18 protein-coding genes and 2 tRNA genes are annotated in these 17,622 nt (G+C 62.0%); 11 read left to right on the top strand and 9 right to left on the bottom strand.

Translation table 11 applies throughout. The features are described from left to right. Nucleotides 1-44 precede the first annotated feature (44 nt). Complete coding sequence (locus GRI65_RS13630; protein ID WP_160757164.1) at nucleotides 45-1,421, top strand: M20/M25/M40 family metallo-hydrolase; 1,377 nt, start codon at nucleotides 45-47, stop codon at nucleotides 1,419-1,421. 3 nt (nucleotides 1,422-1,424) lie between these two features. Here the strand turns inward: GRI65_RS13630 and GRI65_RS13635 are convergent, their stop codons facing one another. Further along, nucleotides 1,425-1,700 carry a metal-sensitive transcriptional regulator gene (locus GRI65_RS13635; RefSeq protein WP_160757084.1) on the bottom strand — a complete coding sequence of 92 codons (276 nt, stop codon included), beginning with the start codon at nucleotides 1,698-1,700 and terminating at the stop codon, nucleotides 1,425-1,427. A 50-nt stretch (nucleotides 1,701-1,750) separates the two neighbouring features. Between GRI65_RS13635 and GRI65_RS13640 the strand changes: the two genes are divergently transcribed. The 3 genes from GRI65_RS13640 to fumC all read left to right on the top strand — a co-directional run bounded on the left by GRI65_RS13640 (nucleotide 1,751) and on the right by fumC (nucleotide 5,863). Continuing rightward, entirely contained in the window at nucleotides 1,751-3,562 is a 1,812-nt protein-coding gene (locus tag GRI65_RS13640) for a copper resistance system multicopper oxidase (protein ID WP_232844147.1), read from the top strand. After that, nucleotides 3,562-4,401, top strand: coding sequence for a copper resistance protein B (locus GRI65_RS13645; RefSeq protein ID WP_160757086.1), 840 nt, complete (start codon nucleotides 3,562-3,564; stop codon nucleotides 4,399-4,401). The genes GRI65_RS13640 and GRI65_RS13645 overlap by 1 nt, the downstream gene beginning before the upstream one ends. A gap of 70 nt (nucleotides 4,402-4,471) precedes the next feature. Beyond that, the gene (gene fumC / locus GRI65_RS13650) at nucleotides 4,472-5,863 is read left to right on the top strand and encodes a class II fumarate hydratase (RefSeq protein ID WP_160757087.1); all 1,392 of its coding nucleotides are present in this window, start codon (nucleotides 4,472-4,474) and stop codon (nucleotides 5,861-5,863) included. Between the two features lie 18 nt (nucleotides 5,864-5,881). Here fumC and GRI65_RS13655 read toward each other — a convergent pair whose 3' ends face one another. Next, nucleotides 5,882-6,511, bottom strand: coding sequence for an exopolysaccharide biosynthesis protein (locus GRI65_RS13655; RefSeq protein WP_202391322.1), 630 nt, complete (start codon nucleotides 6,509-6,511; stop codon nucleotides 5,882-5,884). A 286-nt stretch (nucleotides 6,512-6,797) separates the two neighbouring features. On the opposite strand from GRI65_RS13655, the gene GRI65_RS13660 reads away from it, so the two are divergent. From GRI65_RS13660 to GRI65_RS13670, 3 genes are all read left to right on the top strand, one after another. Further along, nucleotides 6,798-8,288, top strand: a complete 1,491-nt coding sequence (locus GRI65_RS13660; protein ID WP_160757088.1) for a sensor histidine kinase — start codon at nucleotides 6,798-6,800, stop codon at nucleotides 8,286-8,288. Continuing rightward, nucleotides 8,285-8,641 (top strand): response regulator, encoded by a 357-nt coding sequence (locus tag GRI65_RS13665; RefSeq protein WP_160757089.1) that lies wholly within the window; start codon nucleotides 8,285-8,287, stop codon nucleotides 8,639-8,641. The genes GRI65_RS13660 and GRI65_RS13665 overlap by 4 nt, the downstream gene beginning before the upstream one ends. A 198-nt stretch (nucleotides 8,642-8,839) precedes the next feature. Then, nucleotides 8,840-9,643 carry an ion transporter gene (locus GRI65_RS13670; RefSeq protein WP_160757090.1) on the top strand — a complete coding sequence of 268 codons (804 nt, stop codon included), beginning with the start codon at nucleotides 8,840-8,842 and terminating at the stop codon, nucleotides 9,641-9,643. A 72-nt stretch (nucleotides 9,644-9,715) separates the two neighbouring features. On the opposite strand, the gene GRI65_RS13675 is transcribed toward GRI65_RS13670, so the two are convergent. The 4 genes from GRI65_RS13675 to GRI65_RS13690 form a co-directional block, all read right to left on the bottom strand. After that, nucleotides 9,716-9,792: transfer RNA gene (locus GRI65_RS13675), tRNA-Pro, on the bottom strand. 42 nt (nucleotides 9,793-9,834) lie between these two features. Next, a tRNA-Ile gene (locus tag GRI65_RS13680) sits at nucleotides 9,835-9,908 on the bottom strand. A gap of 95 nt (nucleotides 9,909-10,003) precedes the next feature. Further along, the gene (locus GRI65_RS13685; RefSeq protein ID WP_160757091.1) at nucleotides 10,004-11,002 is read right to left on the bottom strand and encodes a polysaccharide deacetylase family protein; all 999 of its coding nucleotides are present in this window, start codon (nucleotides 11,000-11,002) and stop codon (nucleotides 10,004-10,006) included. A 62-nt stretch (nucleotides 11,003-11,064) separates the two neighbouring features. Beyond that, a complete protein-coding gene (locus GRI65_RS13690; RefSeq protein ID WP_160757092.1) occupies nucleotides 11,065-12,897 on the bottom strand; it encodes a sensor histidine kinase in 1,833 nt (610 codons plus the stop codon). 172 nt (nucleotides 12,898-13,069) lie between these two features. Here GRI65_RS13690 and GRI65_RS13695 point away from each other — a divergent pair, with 172 nt between their 5' ends. The 3 genes from GRI65_RS13695 to GRI65_RS13705 all read left to right on the top strand — a co-directional run bounded on the left by GRI65_RS13695 (nucleotide 13,070) and on the right by GRI65_RS13705 (nucleotide 14,828). Beyond that, nucleotides 13,070-13,534, top strand: coding sequence for an Lrp/AsnC family transcriptional regulator (locus GRI65_RS13695; protein ID WP_160757093.1), 465 nt, complete (start codon nucleotides 13,070-13,072; stop codon nucleotides 13,532-13,534). Between the two features lie 60 nt (nucleotides 13,535-13,594). Then, nucleotides 13,595-14,365 (top strand): alpha/beta fold hydrolase, encoded by a 771-nt coding sequence (locus GRI65_RS13700; protein WP_160757094.1) that lies wholly within the window; start codon nucleotides 13,595-13,597, stop codon nucleotides 14,363-14,365. A 70-nt stretch (nucleotides 14,366-14,435) separates the two neighbouring features. Next, nucleotides 14,436-14,828 carry a hypothetical protein gene (locus GRI65_RS13705; protein ID WP_160757095.1) on the top strand — a complete coding sequence of 131 codons (393 nt, stop codon included), beginning with the start codon at nucleotides 14,436-14,438 and terminating at the stop codon, nucleotides 14,826-14,828. 15 nt (nucleotides 14,829-14,843) lie between these two features. Here GRI65_RS13705 and accC read toward each other — a convergent pair whose 3' ends face one another. The 3 genes from accC to aroQ all read right to left on the bottom strand — a co-directional run bounded on the left by accC (nucleotide 14,844) and on the right by aroQ (nucleotide 17,223). Then, nucleotides 14,844-16,193: an acetyl-CoA carboxylase biotin carboxylase subunit gene (gene accC / locus GRI65_RS13710; protein WP_160757096.1), complete on the bottom strand. Its 1,350-nt coding sequence runs from the start codon at nucleotides 16,191-16,193 to the stop codon at nucleotides 14,844-14,846. 10 nt (nucleotides 16,194-16,203) lie between these two features. Beyond that, on the bottom strand, nucleotides 16,204-16,647 hold the full coding sequence (gene accB / locus GRI65_RS13715) for an acetyl-CoA carboxylase biotin carboxyl carrier protein (protein ID WP_160757097.1): 444 nt from the start codon (nucleotides 16,645-16,647) through the stop codon (nucleotides 16,204-16,206). Nucleotides 16,648-16,788: 141 nt separating this feature from the next. After that, nucleotides 16,789-17,223: a type II 3-dehydroquinate dehydratase gene (aroQ, locus tag GRI65_RS13720; RefSeq protein WP_160757098.1), complete on the bottom strand. Its 435-nt coding sequence runs from the start codon at nucleotides 17,221-17,223 to the stop codon at nucleotides 16,789-16,791. A 183-nt stretch (nucleotides 17,224-17,406) separates the two neighbouring features. On the opposite strand from aroQ, the gene GRI65_RS13725 reads away from it, so the two are divergent. Then, nucleotides 17,407-17,622, top strand: a 216-nt coding sequence (locus tag GRI65_RS13725) for a hypothetical protein (protein WP_160757099.1), incomplete at its 3' end; no start/stop codon positions are given.

The following is a 17,622-nucleotide window of genomic DNA, read 5'->3' on the forward strand; positions in this document are numbered from 1 at the left end:
GGGCAAGCTGGACTTGGGATGCGGGCCGCGATACCGGAAGCGCCATGCACAAAACCATCTCTGCGCTGGCCGCACTTTCGCTCTCCGTTTCCGCTCCAGCCGTAATGGCGCAGTCGTCCGATCACGCCGACATTGCGCTTGAAAAAGACACCCTTGCGTGGGATTTCGTCGAGGGTATTACCACCGAAGTCGGTCCCCGGCAGGCCGGTACGGAAGCTGAAAAGCGCGGGCGCGACTGGGCGGTGGCATGGCTGAAGGCGAACGGTTTTGCCAATGTCGCCGATGAACCGTTCGAGATGGAAACCTGGGTCCCGGGCGAAAACCCGAGCGCTCATATTTTAAGTCCGTTTCCGCAGCCATTCGTCATTGCTCCCCTCGGCGGGAGCGCCTCGACGGGCGGCATGGGCATTACCGCAGAAGTGGCGATGTTCCGCACCGTGGCGGAATTGCAGGCCGCACCCGCTGGCAGCCTGAACGGCAAGATCGCCTATATCAGCCATTCGATGACCCCGACCCAGGACGGTTCACAATACGGCTTTGCCGGACCCGCACGCTGGGTCGGTGCCAGCATCGCGGCAGAGAAGGGCGCAATTGCTACGGTCATCAAGTCGGTCGGAACCGATTACCACCGCAACCCGCACGCCGGCGGCACGAAGGTTGTCGATGATATGATCCCGGCGGGCGCGCTTTCGCTGCCCGATGCGGCCAATCTGGAACGGATGTTCGAGCGCGCCGATGGTCGGCCGATCACCATGAAACTGGTGCTTACTCCGCGCGATCTGGGTACCACGACCAGCGGCAACGTGGTGGGCGAAATCGTCGGCCGCGATCCATCGCTGCCGCCGGTCCTGCTTGCGTGCCACCTCGACAGCTGGTGGAACGGCACGGGTGCTTTCGATGACGGGGCAGGCTGCGGCATCGTGGCTGCGGCAGCGCGGCATGCTTCGGCAGCGGGGCAGCCGCTGCGCACGATCCGGGTCCTGTTTGCCGGGGCGGAGGAAACCGGGCTGTGGGGCAGCAAGGCCTATAGCGCGGCCCATCGCGATGAGCCAATCGGGATCGGGCTCGAAAGCGATTTCGGGGCGGACCGGATCTGGCAGATCCAGACCAACTTCGGACAAAGCAATCCCGCGCTTGCAGCCAAACTCGCAGCGGCAGTTGCGCGGTTCGGGGTGGCGCCATCGGCCCAGGTGGCAACCGGCGGCGCGGACATCGACATCTCCCGTGACCAGAAGGGCGCGATCATCGATTTGCAGCAGGATGGGACGCGCTATTTCGACCTGCACCACACGCCCGACGATACGCTCGACAAGGTCGATCCGGTGCAATTGCGCCAGAATGTCGCGGTGTGGACCGCGGTAGTCCAGGTGCTTGCCAACGAAGCTGGACCGATCCTGGGCACAGCCGGGGCTGCCGAATAAGCGTTAGCGGCGCTGGCGTTCCAGCAATTCAATCAATTCGTTGAACTTGGTGCGCTGTTCCGCTTCGTCGCCGGATGCAATTGCGGCGGCGACGCAGCTGGCGGCATGGTCCTTCAGGACCTCGCTTTCCACCTTTGCCAGCGCCGACTTGATCGCCTGGATCTGGGTCAGGACGTCGATGCAATAGCGACCATCGTCGATCATCTGGGCGACGCCGCGCACCTGCCCTTCGATCCGGCGAAGGCGGTTGGTCTTGGTTTTTGAATCTGCAGTCGGCAACGGCGTTCCTTAGTCTTGCAATACCCCAAGGGGGTATTATGAGTCTTTCCATGAAAAGTGCAACCCGTGGTTCAAATCTTCCCCTGATCCCGCGCCGCAAGTTCCTGACCGGCAGCGCCGCATTGATCGGAGCGGCGCAGTTTCCGATGCCTGCATGGGCGAAGGGCAAAAGCCTGACGCACGCCGGCAGGGGCTTCGGCACCCTTTCGGGCGAGGATATCCGCCTGTCGATCGGAAATTCGCATTTCACCACCGGCGGGCGCAGCGGTCACGCGGTAACGGTCAATGGCACCGTCCCCGGCCCGCTGGTACGGCTGCGTGAAGGCCAGAATGTGCGGCTTCACGTCACCAACACCCTCGATGAGGACAGCTCGATCCACTGGCACGGCCTGTTGCTGCCATTCCAGTTCGACGGCGTGCCTGGCGTCAGTTTTCCTGGGATCAGGCCGGGCAAGACGTTCCTGTATGAATTTCCGATCCGGCAGAACGGCACCTACTGGTGGCATAGCCATTCGGGCCTGCAGGAACAGATGGGCCACTACGGTCCGCTGGTGATCGACGCGGCGGAGCCGGACCCACGTTATGGCCGCGACTATGTGGTGCTGCTGAGCGAATTTTCGTCTCTTCACCCGCATTCTATCATGCGCAAGCTCAAGGTGTCCGAGGGCTACTTCAATTACCAGATGCAGACGGCGACCCACGGCGATATGCCTGGCGCGATGCGGCGCATGTGGGGCGGCATGCGGATGAACCCGCGCGATATCAGCGATGTCACCGGGGCGACCTACACCTATCTGGTCAACGGTCACGGCCCGGCGGACAACCTCGAATATCTTTTCACGCCGGGCGAACGGGTGCGGCTGCGGATCATCAACGGCAGTGCGATGACCTTCTTCAATGTTCGCATCCCGGGGGTGCCGATGACGGTCATCCAGGCAGATGGACAGGACGTGCACGATGTCGAGGTGGATGAACTGCAGATCGGCACGGCCGAAACCTACGATGTGATCGTGACCCCGCCGGCCGGTGCGCATGCGCTGGTCGCCGAAGCAATGGATCGGTCGGGCATGGGCGCGGCAACGCTAACTTCCGAGGCCGGGGCAAGGGCACAATTCCCTGCCCTGCGCGAGCCGGTGACGCTAACCATGGCCGACATGGGGATGGCCGATATGGCAGGCATGGACCACACTGCCAGCACGCCCGGCGCCGTCGACCATGCGGCGATGGGACATGCCATGCCGCCGGCGCCGGCAGCCAAGCCGATGCCTGGAATGGATCACTCCGGCGGCGGCATGAACCATTCGATGCGCGACCCCTCCAATCTGCCGCCTGATGTGGAAGTCGGCGCCGGGGTCGACATGATCGCGCCAATGCCGGTCGACCGGATGGATTATCCGGGACTCGGCCTCGATAAGGTCGATCACCGCACGCTGCGCTATACCGACCTGCGAGCAAGGAAGGCCGATCACGGCGTAAAATCCCCTACCCGGCAAATGCAGATACACCTGACCGGCAACATGGAGCGCTACATGTGGTCGTTCGACGGGAAGAAATTTTCCGCCGTGGCCGATGATCCGATCCGCTTCGCGTATAACGAACGGGTGCGCGTCAAGCTGGTGAACGACACGATGATGGCGCATCCCATCCATCTGCACGGCCATTTCTTCGAGCTGGTGAACGGGGCGGGACACGGCGAGCAGCCGCGCAAGCACACCGTGATCGTCCAGCCGGGCAGCACCGCCACCTTCGATCTTACCGCGGACGAACCGGGCGACTGGGCCTTTCACTGCCACCTGCTGTATCACATGCATTCCGGCATGTTCCAGGTCGTCACCGTTCGCCCGCTCGGCGGGGATGCGTGATGAAGTATCCACTGATATCGATACTTCCAGCCATGCTGGCTGCTGCGCCGGTTATGGCCCAGCACCAGCATCACGAAAACGTTGCTCCGCAGTCCGGCGAGGCAGAGCCGCCGCCGCAGGCCATTGAGGGACCGCGCCATGCGGCGGATGCAATCTGGGGAGCGGACGAAATGGCCGCTTCCCGCGCGGCGTTGAAGTCCGAGAACGGTGGCATGGTCACCAGCGTAGTCATCATCGACCGGCTGGAGGCCCGCTTTACCCGTGGTGACCAGATATACCTTTGGGATGCGCAGGGCTGGTACGGCGGTGACCTCGACAAGCTGTGGCTCAAGACCGAAGGCGAGGGCAACTTTTCGGGCCCCGTGGAATCCGCCGAAGTGCAGGCGCTGTGGAGCCACGCGATCGGCCCGTTCTTCGATCTTCAGGCCGGCGCGCGGTATGATTTCGAGCCGTACGGCACGGCCTATGGCGTGCTCGGCGTGCAGGGCCTCGTGCCCTATATGTTCGAAGTCGATGCGGCGCTGTTCCTGTCCGAACGGGGTGATCTGACCGCGCGGATCGAAGCGGAATACGACCAGAAGATCACCCAGCGCCTGATCCTCCAGCCGCGGGCCGAAATGGAACTTTCCGCGCAGGATATACCGGAGCAGGAAATTGGAGCTGGGCTGTCCAAGACCGAAATAGGCCTAAGACTGCGGTATGAAATTACCCGCCAGATCGCGCCTTATGTGGGCATCGAATACGAAGCCAAAACCGGCCAAACGGCAGATTTCGCGCGAATGGACGGCGAGGATCCCGACGGGGCGGCCTTCCTGATCGGAATCAAAGCTTGGTTCTAGGAGCGCTGACCGCGGAGGTCGGACGAAACTAATCCTTTTTGCAGCCGTTGAGAGGGCTATGACCGGAACCATGACTGACTACAGGATCGAAACCGACTCGCTGGGCGAAATTCGCGTCCCCAAGGACCGGCTGTGGGGTGCGCAAACCCAGCGGTCGATTGAGAATTTCCGCATCGGAACCGAGCGTATGCCGAGCGAGATCGTCCATGCGCTTGGCCTGATCAAACATGCCGCGGCGGTGACAAATCTTCGTCTCGGTTTGCTGGATCGCAAACTCGCCGACGCGATCGGAACGGCAGCGGACCGGGTCGCGTCCGGTGAACTCGACGCTGAATTTCCGCTGGTGGTGTGGCAGACCGGGTCCGGCACCCAGTCCAACATGAACGCCAACGAAGTGATCGCGAACGCGGCGAACCTGGCGCTTGGCGGAGAATTGGGCGCGAAATCTCCGGTGCACCCCAACGACCATGTCAACATGGGGCAATCGTCAAACGACACCATCCCGACCGCGATACACATCGCAGCGGTCCGGATGATCTCGGACAAATTGCTGCCTACGCTGGAAACGATGCACGCTGCTTTGGCGGCCAAGGCGCGGGACTGGAAGGACATCGTCAAGATCGGGCGCACCCATGCGCAGGACGCGACACCCTTGACGTTGGGGCAGGAGGTTTCGGGTTACGCACGCCAGTTGGAAGCGGGCATCGCGCGTATCCGCTGGAGCCTGCCGGGCCTGCTGGAACTTGCACAGGGCGGCACGGCGGTAGGGACCGGGCTGAATACCCATGCCGATTTCGGCAGTTTCATGGCCGAAGAAATCGCGCGGGTGACCGGGTTGCCGTTCGTCACCGCGCCGAACAAATTCGAGGCGCTGGCGGCGCAGGATGCGTTGGTATTTGCGCATGGATCGCTCGCCTCGCTTGCCGTCGGTCTCAACAAGATAGCCAGCGATATACGGCTACTCGGGTCAGGCCCCCGCTCCGGTCTGGGGGAGCTTTCGCTGCCTGCGAACGAGCCGGGAAGTTCGATCATGCCCGGCAAGGTCAACCCGACCCAGGTCGAGGCCCTGACGCAAATATGCGCGCAGGTGTTCGGTAACAACGCCGCGATCATGTTTGCGGGCAGCCAGGGGCAGTTCGAACTGAACGTCTACCGGCCGGTGGTGGCTTACAACCTGCTCCAGTCGGTTCGGCTGCTATCCGATGGCTGCGACAGCTTTACCCGAAATCTGCTGGAGGGGCTTGAACCGCGCCGGGACAACATCGCCCGGGGCGTCGAAAATTCGCTGATGCTGGTCACTGCGCTCGCGCCGACTATCGGCTACGACAAGGCCGCGAGGATCGCCAAGGATGCGCACGAAGGCGGCACATCCCTCCGCGAGGCTGCTACCGCCAGCGGCTGGGTCAGCGGGGAAGATTACGACCGCATAGTTCGCCCCGAAGATATGCTCGGACCGCAGTAATCCGGTCCAGGCGCTGGATTATTCTGCCTGTGAGCCGAATAGGTCGGTGGATCCGGCTATCCCGAGGCCGGCGACTACGGTCACCGCTCCTGCACTGATCGCGATCAACATGAGCAGGCCGTCCCGTACCAGGATGGCCAGGCCGATCCCCATGATCACCAGCATCGGTACCGTGCTCGCGAAAGGAATGAATTCGAGCGGCGGGACCAGCAGGCAGAGAAGGATCACGGTACCTGCGGCGATACGCTGCCACACACCGGTAACGAACGCCGGGAGCCGTCCGTGAAACCATTTGTCGAGGCGGTGCGCGAGGCCGTTGGACTTGTCCGCTGCGGCGCGCAGCTTCTTAGCGGATACCGAGCGCCGCTGGATGAATTGCGGCATCCACAAATGTTCCTTGCCGATCAGCAATTGAACAGCCGTGATGGCGATGATGAGCGCCAGGAAGGTGGGGACGCCGGGAATGCCGCCGATGGGGCTGATCTCGATCAGCGCGGGAAGCATCAGGGCGGGTCCGTACGAGCGATCGCCGATCGCATCCAGCACGTCGCCGATGGTGACCCGGTCCTCGGTACCGGCCAGATCGCGCAGTTCGTCGAGGATATCGCAGACCGATTTTATTGGCACGGCAGGACCGGTGTTCGCCAACAGGTTTCTCCTTTTTGCGCCGTGTTCGGGGTTGAGAAGGTACCGCGCTTTAGTGCGCAAACCTGTTGGAATTACTTCTTAACAGGCTTGTTGTTCCCGTTACCAATCGAAGTTGCCGCCGGAATTGCAGGCAAGATCCATGAGCGGCGGGACCCTCGGGTCATTCTCTGCTTTACGGAGGATTGAAACCCACCGTATTGTTCGCCAACATCTATCCCATCGCGAATTGATCTATTACACTGGCCGCGAATGTTGATGTTTCCCTGCAAGTTAGGACCACAGCCGAATGCAAGATTCCGGCGCTGACGCCCACACGGGCGAGATGCCATTCCCGCCCGACAGCGAGGTCGGACCTGTCGTTCAGTCCCTGGATTGGTCCGCGACCCCTCTCGGTCCTATCGAACAATGGCCGCACTCGTTGCTCGCCGTGGTGCGGCTGATGCTCAATTCGAAATTCCCCATGTTCGTCGCTTGGGGCGAAGACCTTACTTTCATCTACAACGATGCGTATTCCCCAATCCTCGGCGCAAAACATCCGCAGGCCATGGGCCGGCCGTTCAAGGAAATCTGGGGTGAAATCTGGGAAGAGATCCTTCCGCTGATCGAACGCGCGCTAGCCGGTGAGGCCAGCTGGCTGGAAGACCTGCCGCTCACCATGAACCGGCATGGCTATGACGAGCAGACGCATTTCACCTTTTCCTACTCACCGGTCCACAGCGAGACGGGGGACATCGCCGGGATGTTCTGCACGTGTACGGAAACGACCAAGAAGGTTACTGCGGAGCAGGAAATTGCCGACCAGCGCAACCGTCTGATGATGATGTTCGAACAGGCGCCGGGCTTCATGGCAATGCTGCGGGGTCCCGAGCATGTGTTCGAACTGGCGAATGCAGCCTATGTCGATCTTATCGGTCGGCGGGAATATCTGGGAAAACCCGTCCGGAGCGTACTGCCCGAGGTCGAGGACCAGGGCTTCTTCGACGCGCTGGACGCAGTGTACGAGACTGGTGAGCCGTTCAACGCGCGCGGAATGCCGATCACCTTGACGCAAGGACCGGGTGGGACTTCGGGCGAACGTTTCCTCGATTTCGTCTACCAGCCCGTCACCGACGCGCGCGGAGATGTTTCCGGGATATTTGTCGAAGGTTATGACGTCACCGAGCGAAAGCGCGCGGAAGACCATCAGCGTCTGCTGATCGACGAACTCAATCACCGCGTGAAGAACATGCTGGCGATCGTCCAGGGGATCGCGATGCAAACCCTGAAAGGTGATGCCGCGACGCCAGCCGCGCGTCAGGCGTTCGAGCAGCGGTTGGGGGCACTCGCGGCCACGCACACGCTGTTGACGCGGGGGAACTGGGCGGATGTGTCAATCCGCGAGGTGGTCTCGGCATCTCTGGAGCCGTTCAGTGAAGGTACCGGACGAATTTTGATGGACGGACCGCAACTGGAAATCTCGCCCAAGACGGCCATTACGCTGGCTCTGGCCCTGCATGAACTTGCGACGAATGCAGCGAAATACGGCGCGCTCTCCAACGACACCGGCACCGTAACGATCAGTTGGCAGGTGTCGGACAAGGGCGGCGAACCCCGCCTCGGATTTCTCTGGACCGAGAATGGAGGGCCTGCGGTCGAACTACCCGCACGGCGCGGTTTTGGAACCCGCATGATCGAACGCGGCTTGGCCGCCGAGCTTGACGGTGAAGTGAAGATCGAGTTCAAACCCTCGGGCGTGGTCTGCTCGGTCGATGCGCCATTCGGGCCAAGGGAAGAATGACCGATCTACGCGGAAAACGCATCCTGATCGTCGAAGACGAGCCGATTGTTGCAATGGCGGCGGAAGACATGCTGCTCGATCTTGGCTGTCATGTGGTTGGCCCAGCGCATTCGCTTGACCGCGCCCTGGCCTTGATCGAGAGCGAAACCCCGGACGCTGCGATATTGGACATCAATTTGAACGGCGAACGGAGTTATTCAGTCGCCGCAAAGCTTGCCTCGCTGAACGTGCCTTACGCCTTCGCCACGGGATACGCGCCCGACCACTTCGATTGCGACCTCTCGGCAGCGATAGTTCTGGAAAAGCCCTACAGCCGCGCACAGCTCGAAGCGCTGTTGCACCAGATCCTTTAAGCTGATCTCAACTGGAGCAACTGACGGTGACCGGTGTGGCGCCGCTGGCATCGCGTGTGGGGGCTGACTTCGGGTCCAGGGGCGGCCGAGGCGGAGGGCTCCAGGACGCCGAAAGTCGATCACCTGCATTCGGCATTACTTTGGAAGATTGCGGCGATACCTGTTCCCCCGATCACCAACGTCTATATACCGCCCGATATGAGCACTCTCCCTAGACCTTCGACGCTGCGCCAACGCTGCCAGTTGCTTGTCGAAAGCCGGCGGTTCGAACAGGTGATCACCGCGGTAATCGTGGTCAACGCCATCGGTTTGGGCCTCGAAACCTCGCCCGAAATCATGGCGCGGTTTGGCAGTATCATCCACGCGCTCGACCGCGCCGCCATCGCGATCTTCGTAATCGAGATCGCGATCAAGTTGTTTGCCTATCGCCTGCGGTTCTTTCGCAACGGATGGAATGTTTTCGATTTCCTCATCGTCGGCGTCGCGCTGGTACCCGCCGGGCAGCAATTCTCCGTCTTGCGCGCACTGCGCATATTGCGGGCGCTCCGGCTCGTCTCGGTCGTGCCAAGCATGCGCAGGGTCATCGTGGGGCTGTTCAGCGCGATCCCCAGCATCGGAACGGTGATCGTGATGCTGGCACTGCTGTTTTATATCAGCGCGGTCATGGCGACGAGCATGTTTGGCGAAGCTTTTCCTGAATGGTTCGGCAGTTTCGGAGCCTCGCTATACTCGTTGTTCCAGATCATGACGCTGGAAAGCTGGTCAATGGGGATTGTCCGTCCGGTGATGGAGGAATATCCCTATGCCTGGGCGTTCTTCGTGCCATTCATCCTGGTCACCAGCTTCATCGTGCTCAACCTTTTCATCGGTGTCATCGTGAACGCCATGTCCGAAGCAACGGACGAAGAAGCGCACAACGAACGCGAGGAAATACTCCAGGAGCTACGGACTTTGGGAGAAAATGTGAGAGCGCTTCGCAAGGCGGCGGACAAGAACGACTGACTGGGCCGAGCCCGGTCCGAAACAGCTTGATCCCTGGCTTAAATCGCTGAAGCGAAGAATTAAAACTCAAAGTGGTCGGGGAGACAGGATTCGAACCTGCGACCCTCTGTTCCCAAAACAGATGCGCTACCAGGCTGCGCCACTCCCCGACACTTTTTCGAGTACGAAATCCTTCCTGAGTTGGCATCCGGTGGGCCCGGAGGGACTCGAACCCCCGACCTAGCCGTTATGAGCGGCCAGCTCTAACCAACTGAGCTACAGGCCCTCAGGATCTCGTTCAGCGGTGCCGCGCCTAGCTTGGCTTGGGGCAGGTGGCAAGCACCAAGATACCGCTTAATGGACGCAAACCGAAAAAAGGTGTCAGATTTCCACCGATCTGATGATTTCGGCCACGCTGGTGGGCGCCGTACCGCGTTTATCGAGATAGCTGTAAATCGTCCTCCACCAGTCGTAGAACCGGTCGAGATCCTCCTCCGTGCGGACATAAGGCGTGTTTCCCGGAACCAGCGACGGGCTGTGGAAGGACAACACCAGTATGGGCAAGCCGTCATCCAGAGCGATGTCGATACCGCGCAGCGCCTCCTCTACCGAAATTCCTTCAGGAGTCAGGGAAATTCGCTCCAGCAGGGAGAGCTTGGACAGGATGCCGCCAAGATGGGGGTAGCGGTCGACCAGCGGCTGGAGCAGGTCGCCCTGCCTACGCATGATACCCCAGAAGACGGAAGTGAGGGGCAGTTCGAGCACGCCTTGCGGTTCGTCCAGCCAGTAGGGCACGAGCGGTGTCGCGCGGTAATCCGGCCCGTGGCCCGGGCGGTAGTCGAATTTAGTCCGCACGGAGGAGTCGATCGCGATCCCGGCCTCGCGCAGCATCGCCACGCTATTGGGCCCGAGACCGTAGCGGCCCGCGCGATAGATCATCGGTTCGACATGGAAGTTTTCCTCGATCTTGTCCTTGAGGCGCATGAATTTTTCGCGCTCGAGTGCAAGCGGCAGGTTCCCGGCATAACTGTTGTAGGCGTTCACCTCTTCCTCGTGCGGGGGATTGACCCAGGGATGAAGCTGGATGCCGATCTCGGCCTTGCCGGATTTCACTGCATCGCCGAGGATCTCCGCCGCCAGGGGCGATGCGGCGACCGGCCAGTCGATCAGGTAGACCGGCGAGACACCGATGCCTTCGCAGAACTGCTGGAATTTCGCGAGCCGCCCGATGTGGTCCAAACTGTGTTCGCTGGGCGAAAAGGGCGCGTCCCAGTCGAATTCCTCTTCGGTATCGACGGTCAGCAGGCTGCGCTGTCCCCAACCCGCACGAAAGCGGGCGATACCTTCAGGCCTTGGGGGATCGGAAACTGACCGCTGCAAGTTCGTAATGCCCCCTCATAATAGCGGCCTTATACATGCCCCGGGCCGCTATTGCGAGGGTGTCAGGCAGTTTCCGCCGTGTCTGCCGAATTGTCCGCTGCCCGGCTGCTTAGCGGTAGCCGGAGCGTGATCCAGTTGTCCGCTCTCACTAGGTCGCCGCCCGCCGCGCGGGCCTCGGCGCGAACCAGCCTAAGGGCGAACCCGGCGCCGAACACCCCCGCACTGAGCGAACCGCTGCTGGGCCGCGTGCTGGCGGCAAAGATATCGTCCGATTCGCCGAGGCTGACGGGCAGTTCGCATGACAGTTTTGCCATGAGCCCGTCACGGTCGAGGGTGACGTGGACCAGCTCGCCCGCCCCGATGGCGCTGGCGAGCGTCGCCAGCAGCCGCCAGCCGAGCGCTTCGCATTCGCCTTCGGACATGGCGATCCGGCATGGGCGGCTGTCCGCGGCGAGGTCGAAACTCGAGGTCCGCGGCCGCAGGACGTCCTGCAACTGGGCACAGGTGCGATGAACGATGGCGCGCAGGTCGGCGCTGCCTTCCTCGAGTTCGAGCTCACCGGTTTCCAGCCGGGCGAGCCGGTCCAGTTCCTCGAACCCGGCCAGGATACGGGCGCTGTCGCCGGCAATCGATGCAGCCAGCGCGCGGTATTCGTGCGGAGTAGGGCCGAACAATTGCTGCTGGATTATCTCCGAAAAGCCCTGGATCGCGTTCACCGGCGTGCGCAGTTCGTGCAGCAATTGGCGCAGCCGGTCCGCCTCGCTATCCTTGCCCGCACCAGAGCCGGCAGGCGTTTCCGATTTGACGATGGCGGGCCGCCGGAATTTTCCGGCATAACCGTAGAACCGCCCGCCCGGGACTGTGAAGCGCGGCGCCGCGTCGACAATCCACCGTCCGGCGATCAGCGGGGCGCCTTCCAGGATAATGGCATAATCGCGCAGGGGCTGATGCCGGGCAAAGGCAATCGGGGTGATCCCCTCGTCGCCGAGACGTTTGCCGACCATCGCTGGAGCGACGGAAGCTTCGGCCCAGTCGATCCGTCCTTCGGCATCACTGGTGAAGGCAAAACCGGACAGGCGGGGCAGGTCGCGCCCCAGGTCACCCATAGCCTGGTCCCTAGAATTTTCGGAGGACCCGCCCGGGGATTGTTCAAGGGCGCGGCCGTTCTGGCGAGCGGCGCGGAACGCTTCGATCCGCTTGACCAGTTCGCCGATTTCGCTGTCCTTGGCCCCCGCGGCGGAGACTCCGGCGATTTCATCCTTGAAATCGTTGGCGGGCAGACCGGGGCTGAAGACCGGTTCGGCGACATTCTTGCCGGCCTGCGCAGCCGGTTCGCCCGGCAGGGGTAGGCCGCGGTCGTGGATTCCCAGACGTTCCAGCAGCCGTGCGGTACTCGGGGGCATATCGCGGCGCAGACGAAGGAAGCCGCGCGCGCGGACCGGCAGCCGCGGGATCAGCTCCTGCCAATCCTCGTCCGACAACTCGGCGCGGGCGAGGGCGGCCACCGCCACTTCGGGTTCGTCTTCCGCCAGGTGCAACGCCAATTCGGGATTGCGGAACCGCAGGCCGGGATCGCGGATCATTGCGGCACGAGCGTTGGTTGGCAACATTTCACCCAGCGCGCCCAGCCGCAGCCATGCCGAGGCGAGCAATTGCTGTTCGCGGCGGCGCTGCGGCTCTTCGGAGGTGCTTGCGGAGGACCGGCTGCCGAGAAGATCGAGCAACTGCCTGAACTGCGTCCGCGCGGCGCGCTCGCCCGTCGCGCGGTGGCGCAGCACGGTGGCAAGGCGGTCGTCGAACAGCATGGTGTCTCCGGATGGGTGGTCGGCCAGAACGAAACGCGTGTTGACCGGCGCGGGCGGCTTTCGCCAGACCCGGGTGCGCGCAATCGACAACTATTGTTTCCCTATCAGTTTCGAAGCGTACGAACATGGCTGTGGCGAGTGCGTTGCAAAGCGGGACAATTGCTGGCAGGAACAATAAAGTTAGCCACACGCCGAACATAACGTGGCTTTCATTACCGGATCGCGGCATTATTCGTCTGTCGCGCTATAGGGGGAGCAAGCCTTGGCCAATCTTGACCAAATCGATCGCAAGTTGCTTGCCGAATTGCAGAACGAGGGGCGCGTGACCAATGTCGAATTGGCGCACCGCGTCGGTCTGACTGCGCCGCCATGCCTCCGCCGGGTCCGCGCGCTGGAAGAAGAAGGTGTCATTCGTGGGTACCATGCCGACCTCGATGCCTCGCAACTGGGGTTTGCGATCACCGTGTTCGCGATGGTCAGTTTGAAAAGCCAGGCCGAAAGCGCGCTCCGCGAATTCGAGGAACACATGGCGCAGTTGCCCGAAGTGCGCGAGTGCCACATGCTCAACGGCGAGATCGACTTCATTCTCAAGATCGTCAGCCGCGACTTGCAGAGTTTCCAGGAATTCCTGACCAGCAAACTTACGCCGGCACCTAACGTGGCCAGCGTGAAGACATCGCTGACCATCCGCACCGCGAAACACGAACCGGGTGTGCCGCTCGGATAATGGATTGGGCGGCCCGGTCGTGGTTATCCCTATCTTGAAAAAGCTTGCCGCTCGCCCCGCATGACCGGCGCAGAGCAGATTATCTATTTCCACGGACTTCCCGGAAGTGGTGCAGAAACCGAGCTTTTCGGACGCGAGGCAGCGGCCCGATGCGCCGGATTCCATGTCGCCGAACGTGCGAACACGCACTCTGCGGGTTCGGCCACCGAACACTTCGAACAGATCGCTGCAGACATTCGAAGATTTTTCCCCAGTACGCCGCTGCGTTTCATCGGCTTCTCGCTCGGCGCGGCCGCCGCTTTGCGGACTGCGCCATTTCTGGGCGTACAGGTCCAACACATCGATCTCGTCTCGGCTGCCGCGCCGCTCGATCTTGGCAACTACCTCGGTTCGATGGCAGGTGCGCCGGTATTTAGAATTGCGCGCGCTAGCCCACTGCTGTTTGGCCTTTTGGGCCGCGGGCAGGGCCTCATGGCGAGGCTTTTTCCCGGCCACCTATACTCGGCGCTGTTCGCGGCGGCTCAGGGCGCGGACGCGGAGTTGGCCAGGGACCCCGAGTTCAAGGCACGAATGGCAAGGATATTGCGGCAAGGTCTGGGTGTCGGATTGCCCGCCTATCGCCGGGAAATATCGCTGTATACCCAAGACTGGCAGTTCGAACTCGACCGCGTGATGGCCCCCGTCTCGCTAATCCACGGCAGTGACGATAACTGGTCGCCGGTGGCAATGGCGGTGGATTTGGCAGAACGCCTGCCGTGTTGCGACAGCTTGCAGATTTTGGAGGGGCGATCGCATTATTCGTCACTTGGGGAGTTTTTTCGGACCTGCTGATAGGGATCGGCCTGGCCCGTAATTGCACTGCGCGATTGCCGTCACCCGCGAAACGCTGCACTATGTGATCATGCACCGCATATCAGCCATCGCGTTCGCCGCATTCTCGCTCGCCGCTTGCCAGTCGGTGTCATCGGGGCCGCCAGCACCGGCTGCGGCGGTTACGCCGGCGCCAACAGTTCTCACCGGCCAGGCCAAGGCGGGGTTCGTGCTGTCGGAAGCGCTGTGTTCCGGGTGTCATGCGATCAAGGCGGGCGAGATTTCGCCCAACCCGATGTCGCCGACCTTCGCGATGATTGCCAATTCCGCAGGGCTGACGCGGGAGACGCTGTCGGAATATCTGCGCGATTCGCACAATTATCCCGAGACCATGAACTTCGAAGTGGCCGAGGAAGACGGCGATGTGCTGGCGGCGTATATCATCACGCTGCGCAGCGAGGATTTCACCCCGCCGATCCAGTGAACCTTCGGCGGGGGGTTAACCCTCCCGCGTCTCCAGCCATTCTTCCAGCCATTTGATGCTGTAATCGCCGTTCAGCACGTCGTCCTGCCGCAGCAATTCCTGATGCAGCGGGATCGACGTCTTGACCCCGTCGACGACCATTTCCTCCAGTGCCCGGCGCAGGCGCATGATGCAGCCTTCGCGATTGCGGCCATAGACGATAAGCTTGGCGATCATGCTGTCGTAGTAGGGGGGAATCTTATAGCCCGCGTACAGCCCGCTATCGACCCGCACATGCATCCCGCCCGCCGCGTGATAGGCGGTGACCAGGCCGGGTGACGGTGCGAAGGTGAACGGGTCTTCCGCGTTGATCCGGCATTCGATGGCGTGGCCCTTGAACTCGATGTCTTCCTGCCTGATCGACAGGGGCTTGCCGTCGGCGATGCGAATCTGTTCGCGCACCAGGTCAACGCCGGTAATCATTTCGGTTACCGGATGTTCGACTTGCAGGCGGGTGTTCATTTCGATGAAATAGAACTCGCCGTTTTCCCACAGGAACTCGATCGTGCCCGCGCCGCGGTAACCCATTCCCGCCATCGCCTTCGAACAGGTTTCGCCCATCCGGTTGCGGTCCTCTTTGGAAATGACCGGGGAGGGCGCTTCCTCGAGGACTTTCTGATGGCGGCGCTGGAGCGAACAGTCGCGCTCGCCCAGATGGATCGCGTTGCCTCCGCCGTCGCCGAACACCTGGAATTCGATATGCCGCGGGTTGCCGAGGTATTTCTCGAGATAGACGGTGGCGTCGCCGAACGCGGCCTTCGCCTCGCTGCCCGCCTGCTTCATCAGTGTCTCAAGCTCGTGCGGGCCGGTGCACACCTTCATGCCGCGGCCGCCGCCGCCCGAGGCTGCCTTGATAATCACCGGATAGCCGATTTCTTCCGCGATCTTCGCCGCTTCCGCAACGTCTTCGATCGCGCCGTCAGAGCCGGGGACCAGCGGAATGCCGAGCGCGCCCGCGGTCCGCTTGGCCTCGACCTTGTCACCCATCGTGCGGATATGTTCCGGCTTGGGGCCGATCCACTTGATGTCGTGCGCTTCGACGATCTCGGCGAATTTCGCGTTTTCCGACATGAAGCCGTAGCCGGGGTGGATCGCATCGGCGTGGGAAATTTCGGCGGCGGAGATGATCGCCGCCATGTTGAGATAGCTCTCGCTGGCGGGCGGCGGGCCGATGCATACCGCATGGTCGGCCAGCCGCACATGCATGGCGTCGGCGTCGGCGGTGGAATGCACCGCGACCGTCTCGATGCCCATTTCATGCGCGGCACGGTGGATGCGCAAGGCGATTTCGCCGCGGTTGGCGATTAATATCCGGCTGATTCCCATGGTGTTCGCCTTACGCGATCAGAACCAGCGGCTGGTCGAATTCGACCGGCTGCGCGTTGTCGACCAGCACTTCCACCACCGTTCCCTCGCGGTCGGAAGTGATCGGGTTCATCACCTTCATCGCTTCCACGATCAGCAGGGTATCGCCGACGGCAACCTTGTCGCCAGCCTTCACGAAGTTGGGCGCGCTGGGATCGGCGGCGAGATAGACGGTGCCGACCATCGGGGATTTGAGCGCGCCCGCATGATCCGGAGCAGTCTCGACCGGTGCCGGAGCAGCAGGCGTGCCGCCAGCGGGCGCGGCGGTTACCGGCGCGGCGGACATCATCGGCGCGGCCAGCACACCGCGGGCGACGCGGATCTTGCGCTCGCCATCTTCCACTTCAATTTCGGTCAACCCGGTTTCGCCAAGCATGTCGGCGAGTTCGCGGACCAGATCGGTATCAATGTTCATGCCAGCATTGCGACCTGCGGCAGCTTTGTTTTCGGCCATGAAATGCCTCTTGTTAGGATTTAAGCGCCTGCCTATGCGATGCTGGCGCGCCACTGGCAAGGGGCTGCGGCGAAGTTTGGACCGCCGGAACCGCCCCTGATGTTACAATTTCGCGGCCGCTTCCAGCGCCACGATATAGCTGCGCGCGCCCAATCCCTCGACGGTCTGCACCGCCGCCATTCCGACATAGGAAAGATGCCGGAACGGCTCGCGGGTCTTGGGGTCGGACAAGTGCACTTCGATCACCGGGGTGCGCACCGCGCGTATCGCATCGAGCAGCGCGATCGAGGTGTGGGTGTAGGCCCCGGCGTTGAGCAGGACCGCCTTCGCGCCTTCCGCCTGCGCTTCGTGCAGCCAGTCGACCAGGTGCCCCTCATGGTTGGTCTGGCGGACGTCCACCTCCACGCCCAGTTCTCGCGCGCGGTCCTCCAGCATCCCGGCAATATCATCGAGCGTGTCGGAGCCGTATATCTCCGGCTCCCGCATGCCGAGCAAATTGAGGTTGGGACCGTTGAGGACGTAGATGGTATCAGTCATACGCCCCGAATAGCGCGCAAAGCGGGCGGGGCATAGCGCCGAAATCTTGGCGCAGGTACGTGAGCTTGGCGAGTTGACCGGGCGCTGGTGCATCGGAAGGCCCCGTGCGCCAGGCTATTGTTTGTAAAGAAATCTTTTCCTTGATATGATGCTTTTCGCAATGCTTCGAGGGAACGGTCGCAAATGGCGAAGGACATCCTGACGAAAATCGTCCTCGTCGCTGCTGCGTCATCCATTCCCGCTGTGCTTCATGGCCAGGAAAAGATACCGGAAATAACCGTCGAGGGAACGCGCGCGACGCTGCCCGATGCGACGCAATCCGTTCGCGCAATAGCCAACGCGACTAATGGTAACCTGGCGCGGTACGAAGTGGGGGTGTGCCCGGGCGTAGCTGGTCTG

It is taken from the genome of Allopontixanthobacter sediminis, from assembly GCF_009828115.1.
Lineage (GTDB): Bacteria > Pseudomonadota > Alphaproteobacteria > Sphingomonadales > Sphingomonadaceae > Allopontixanthobacter > Allopontixanthobacter sediminis.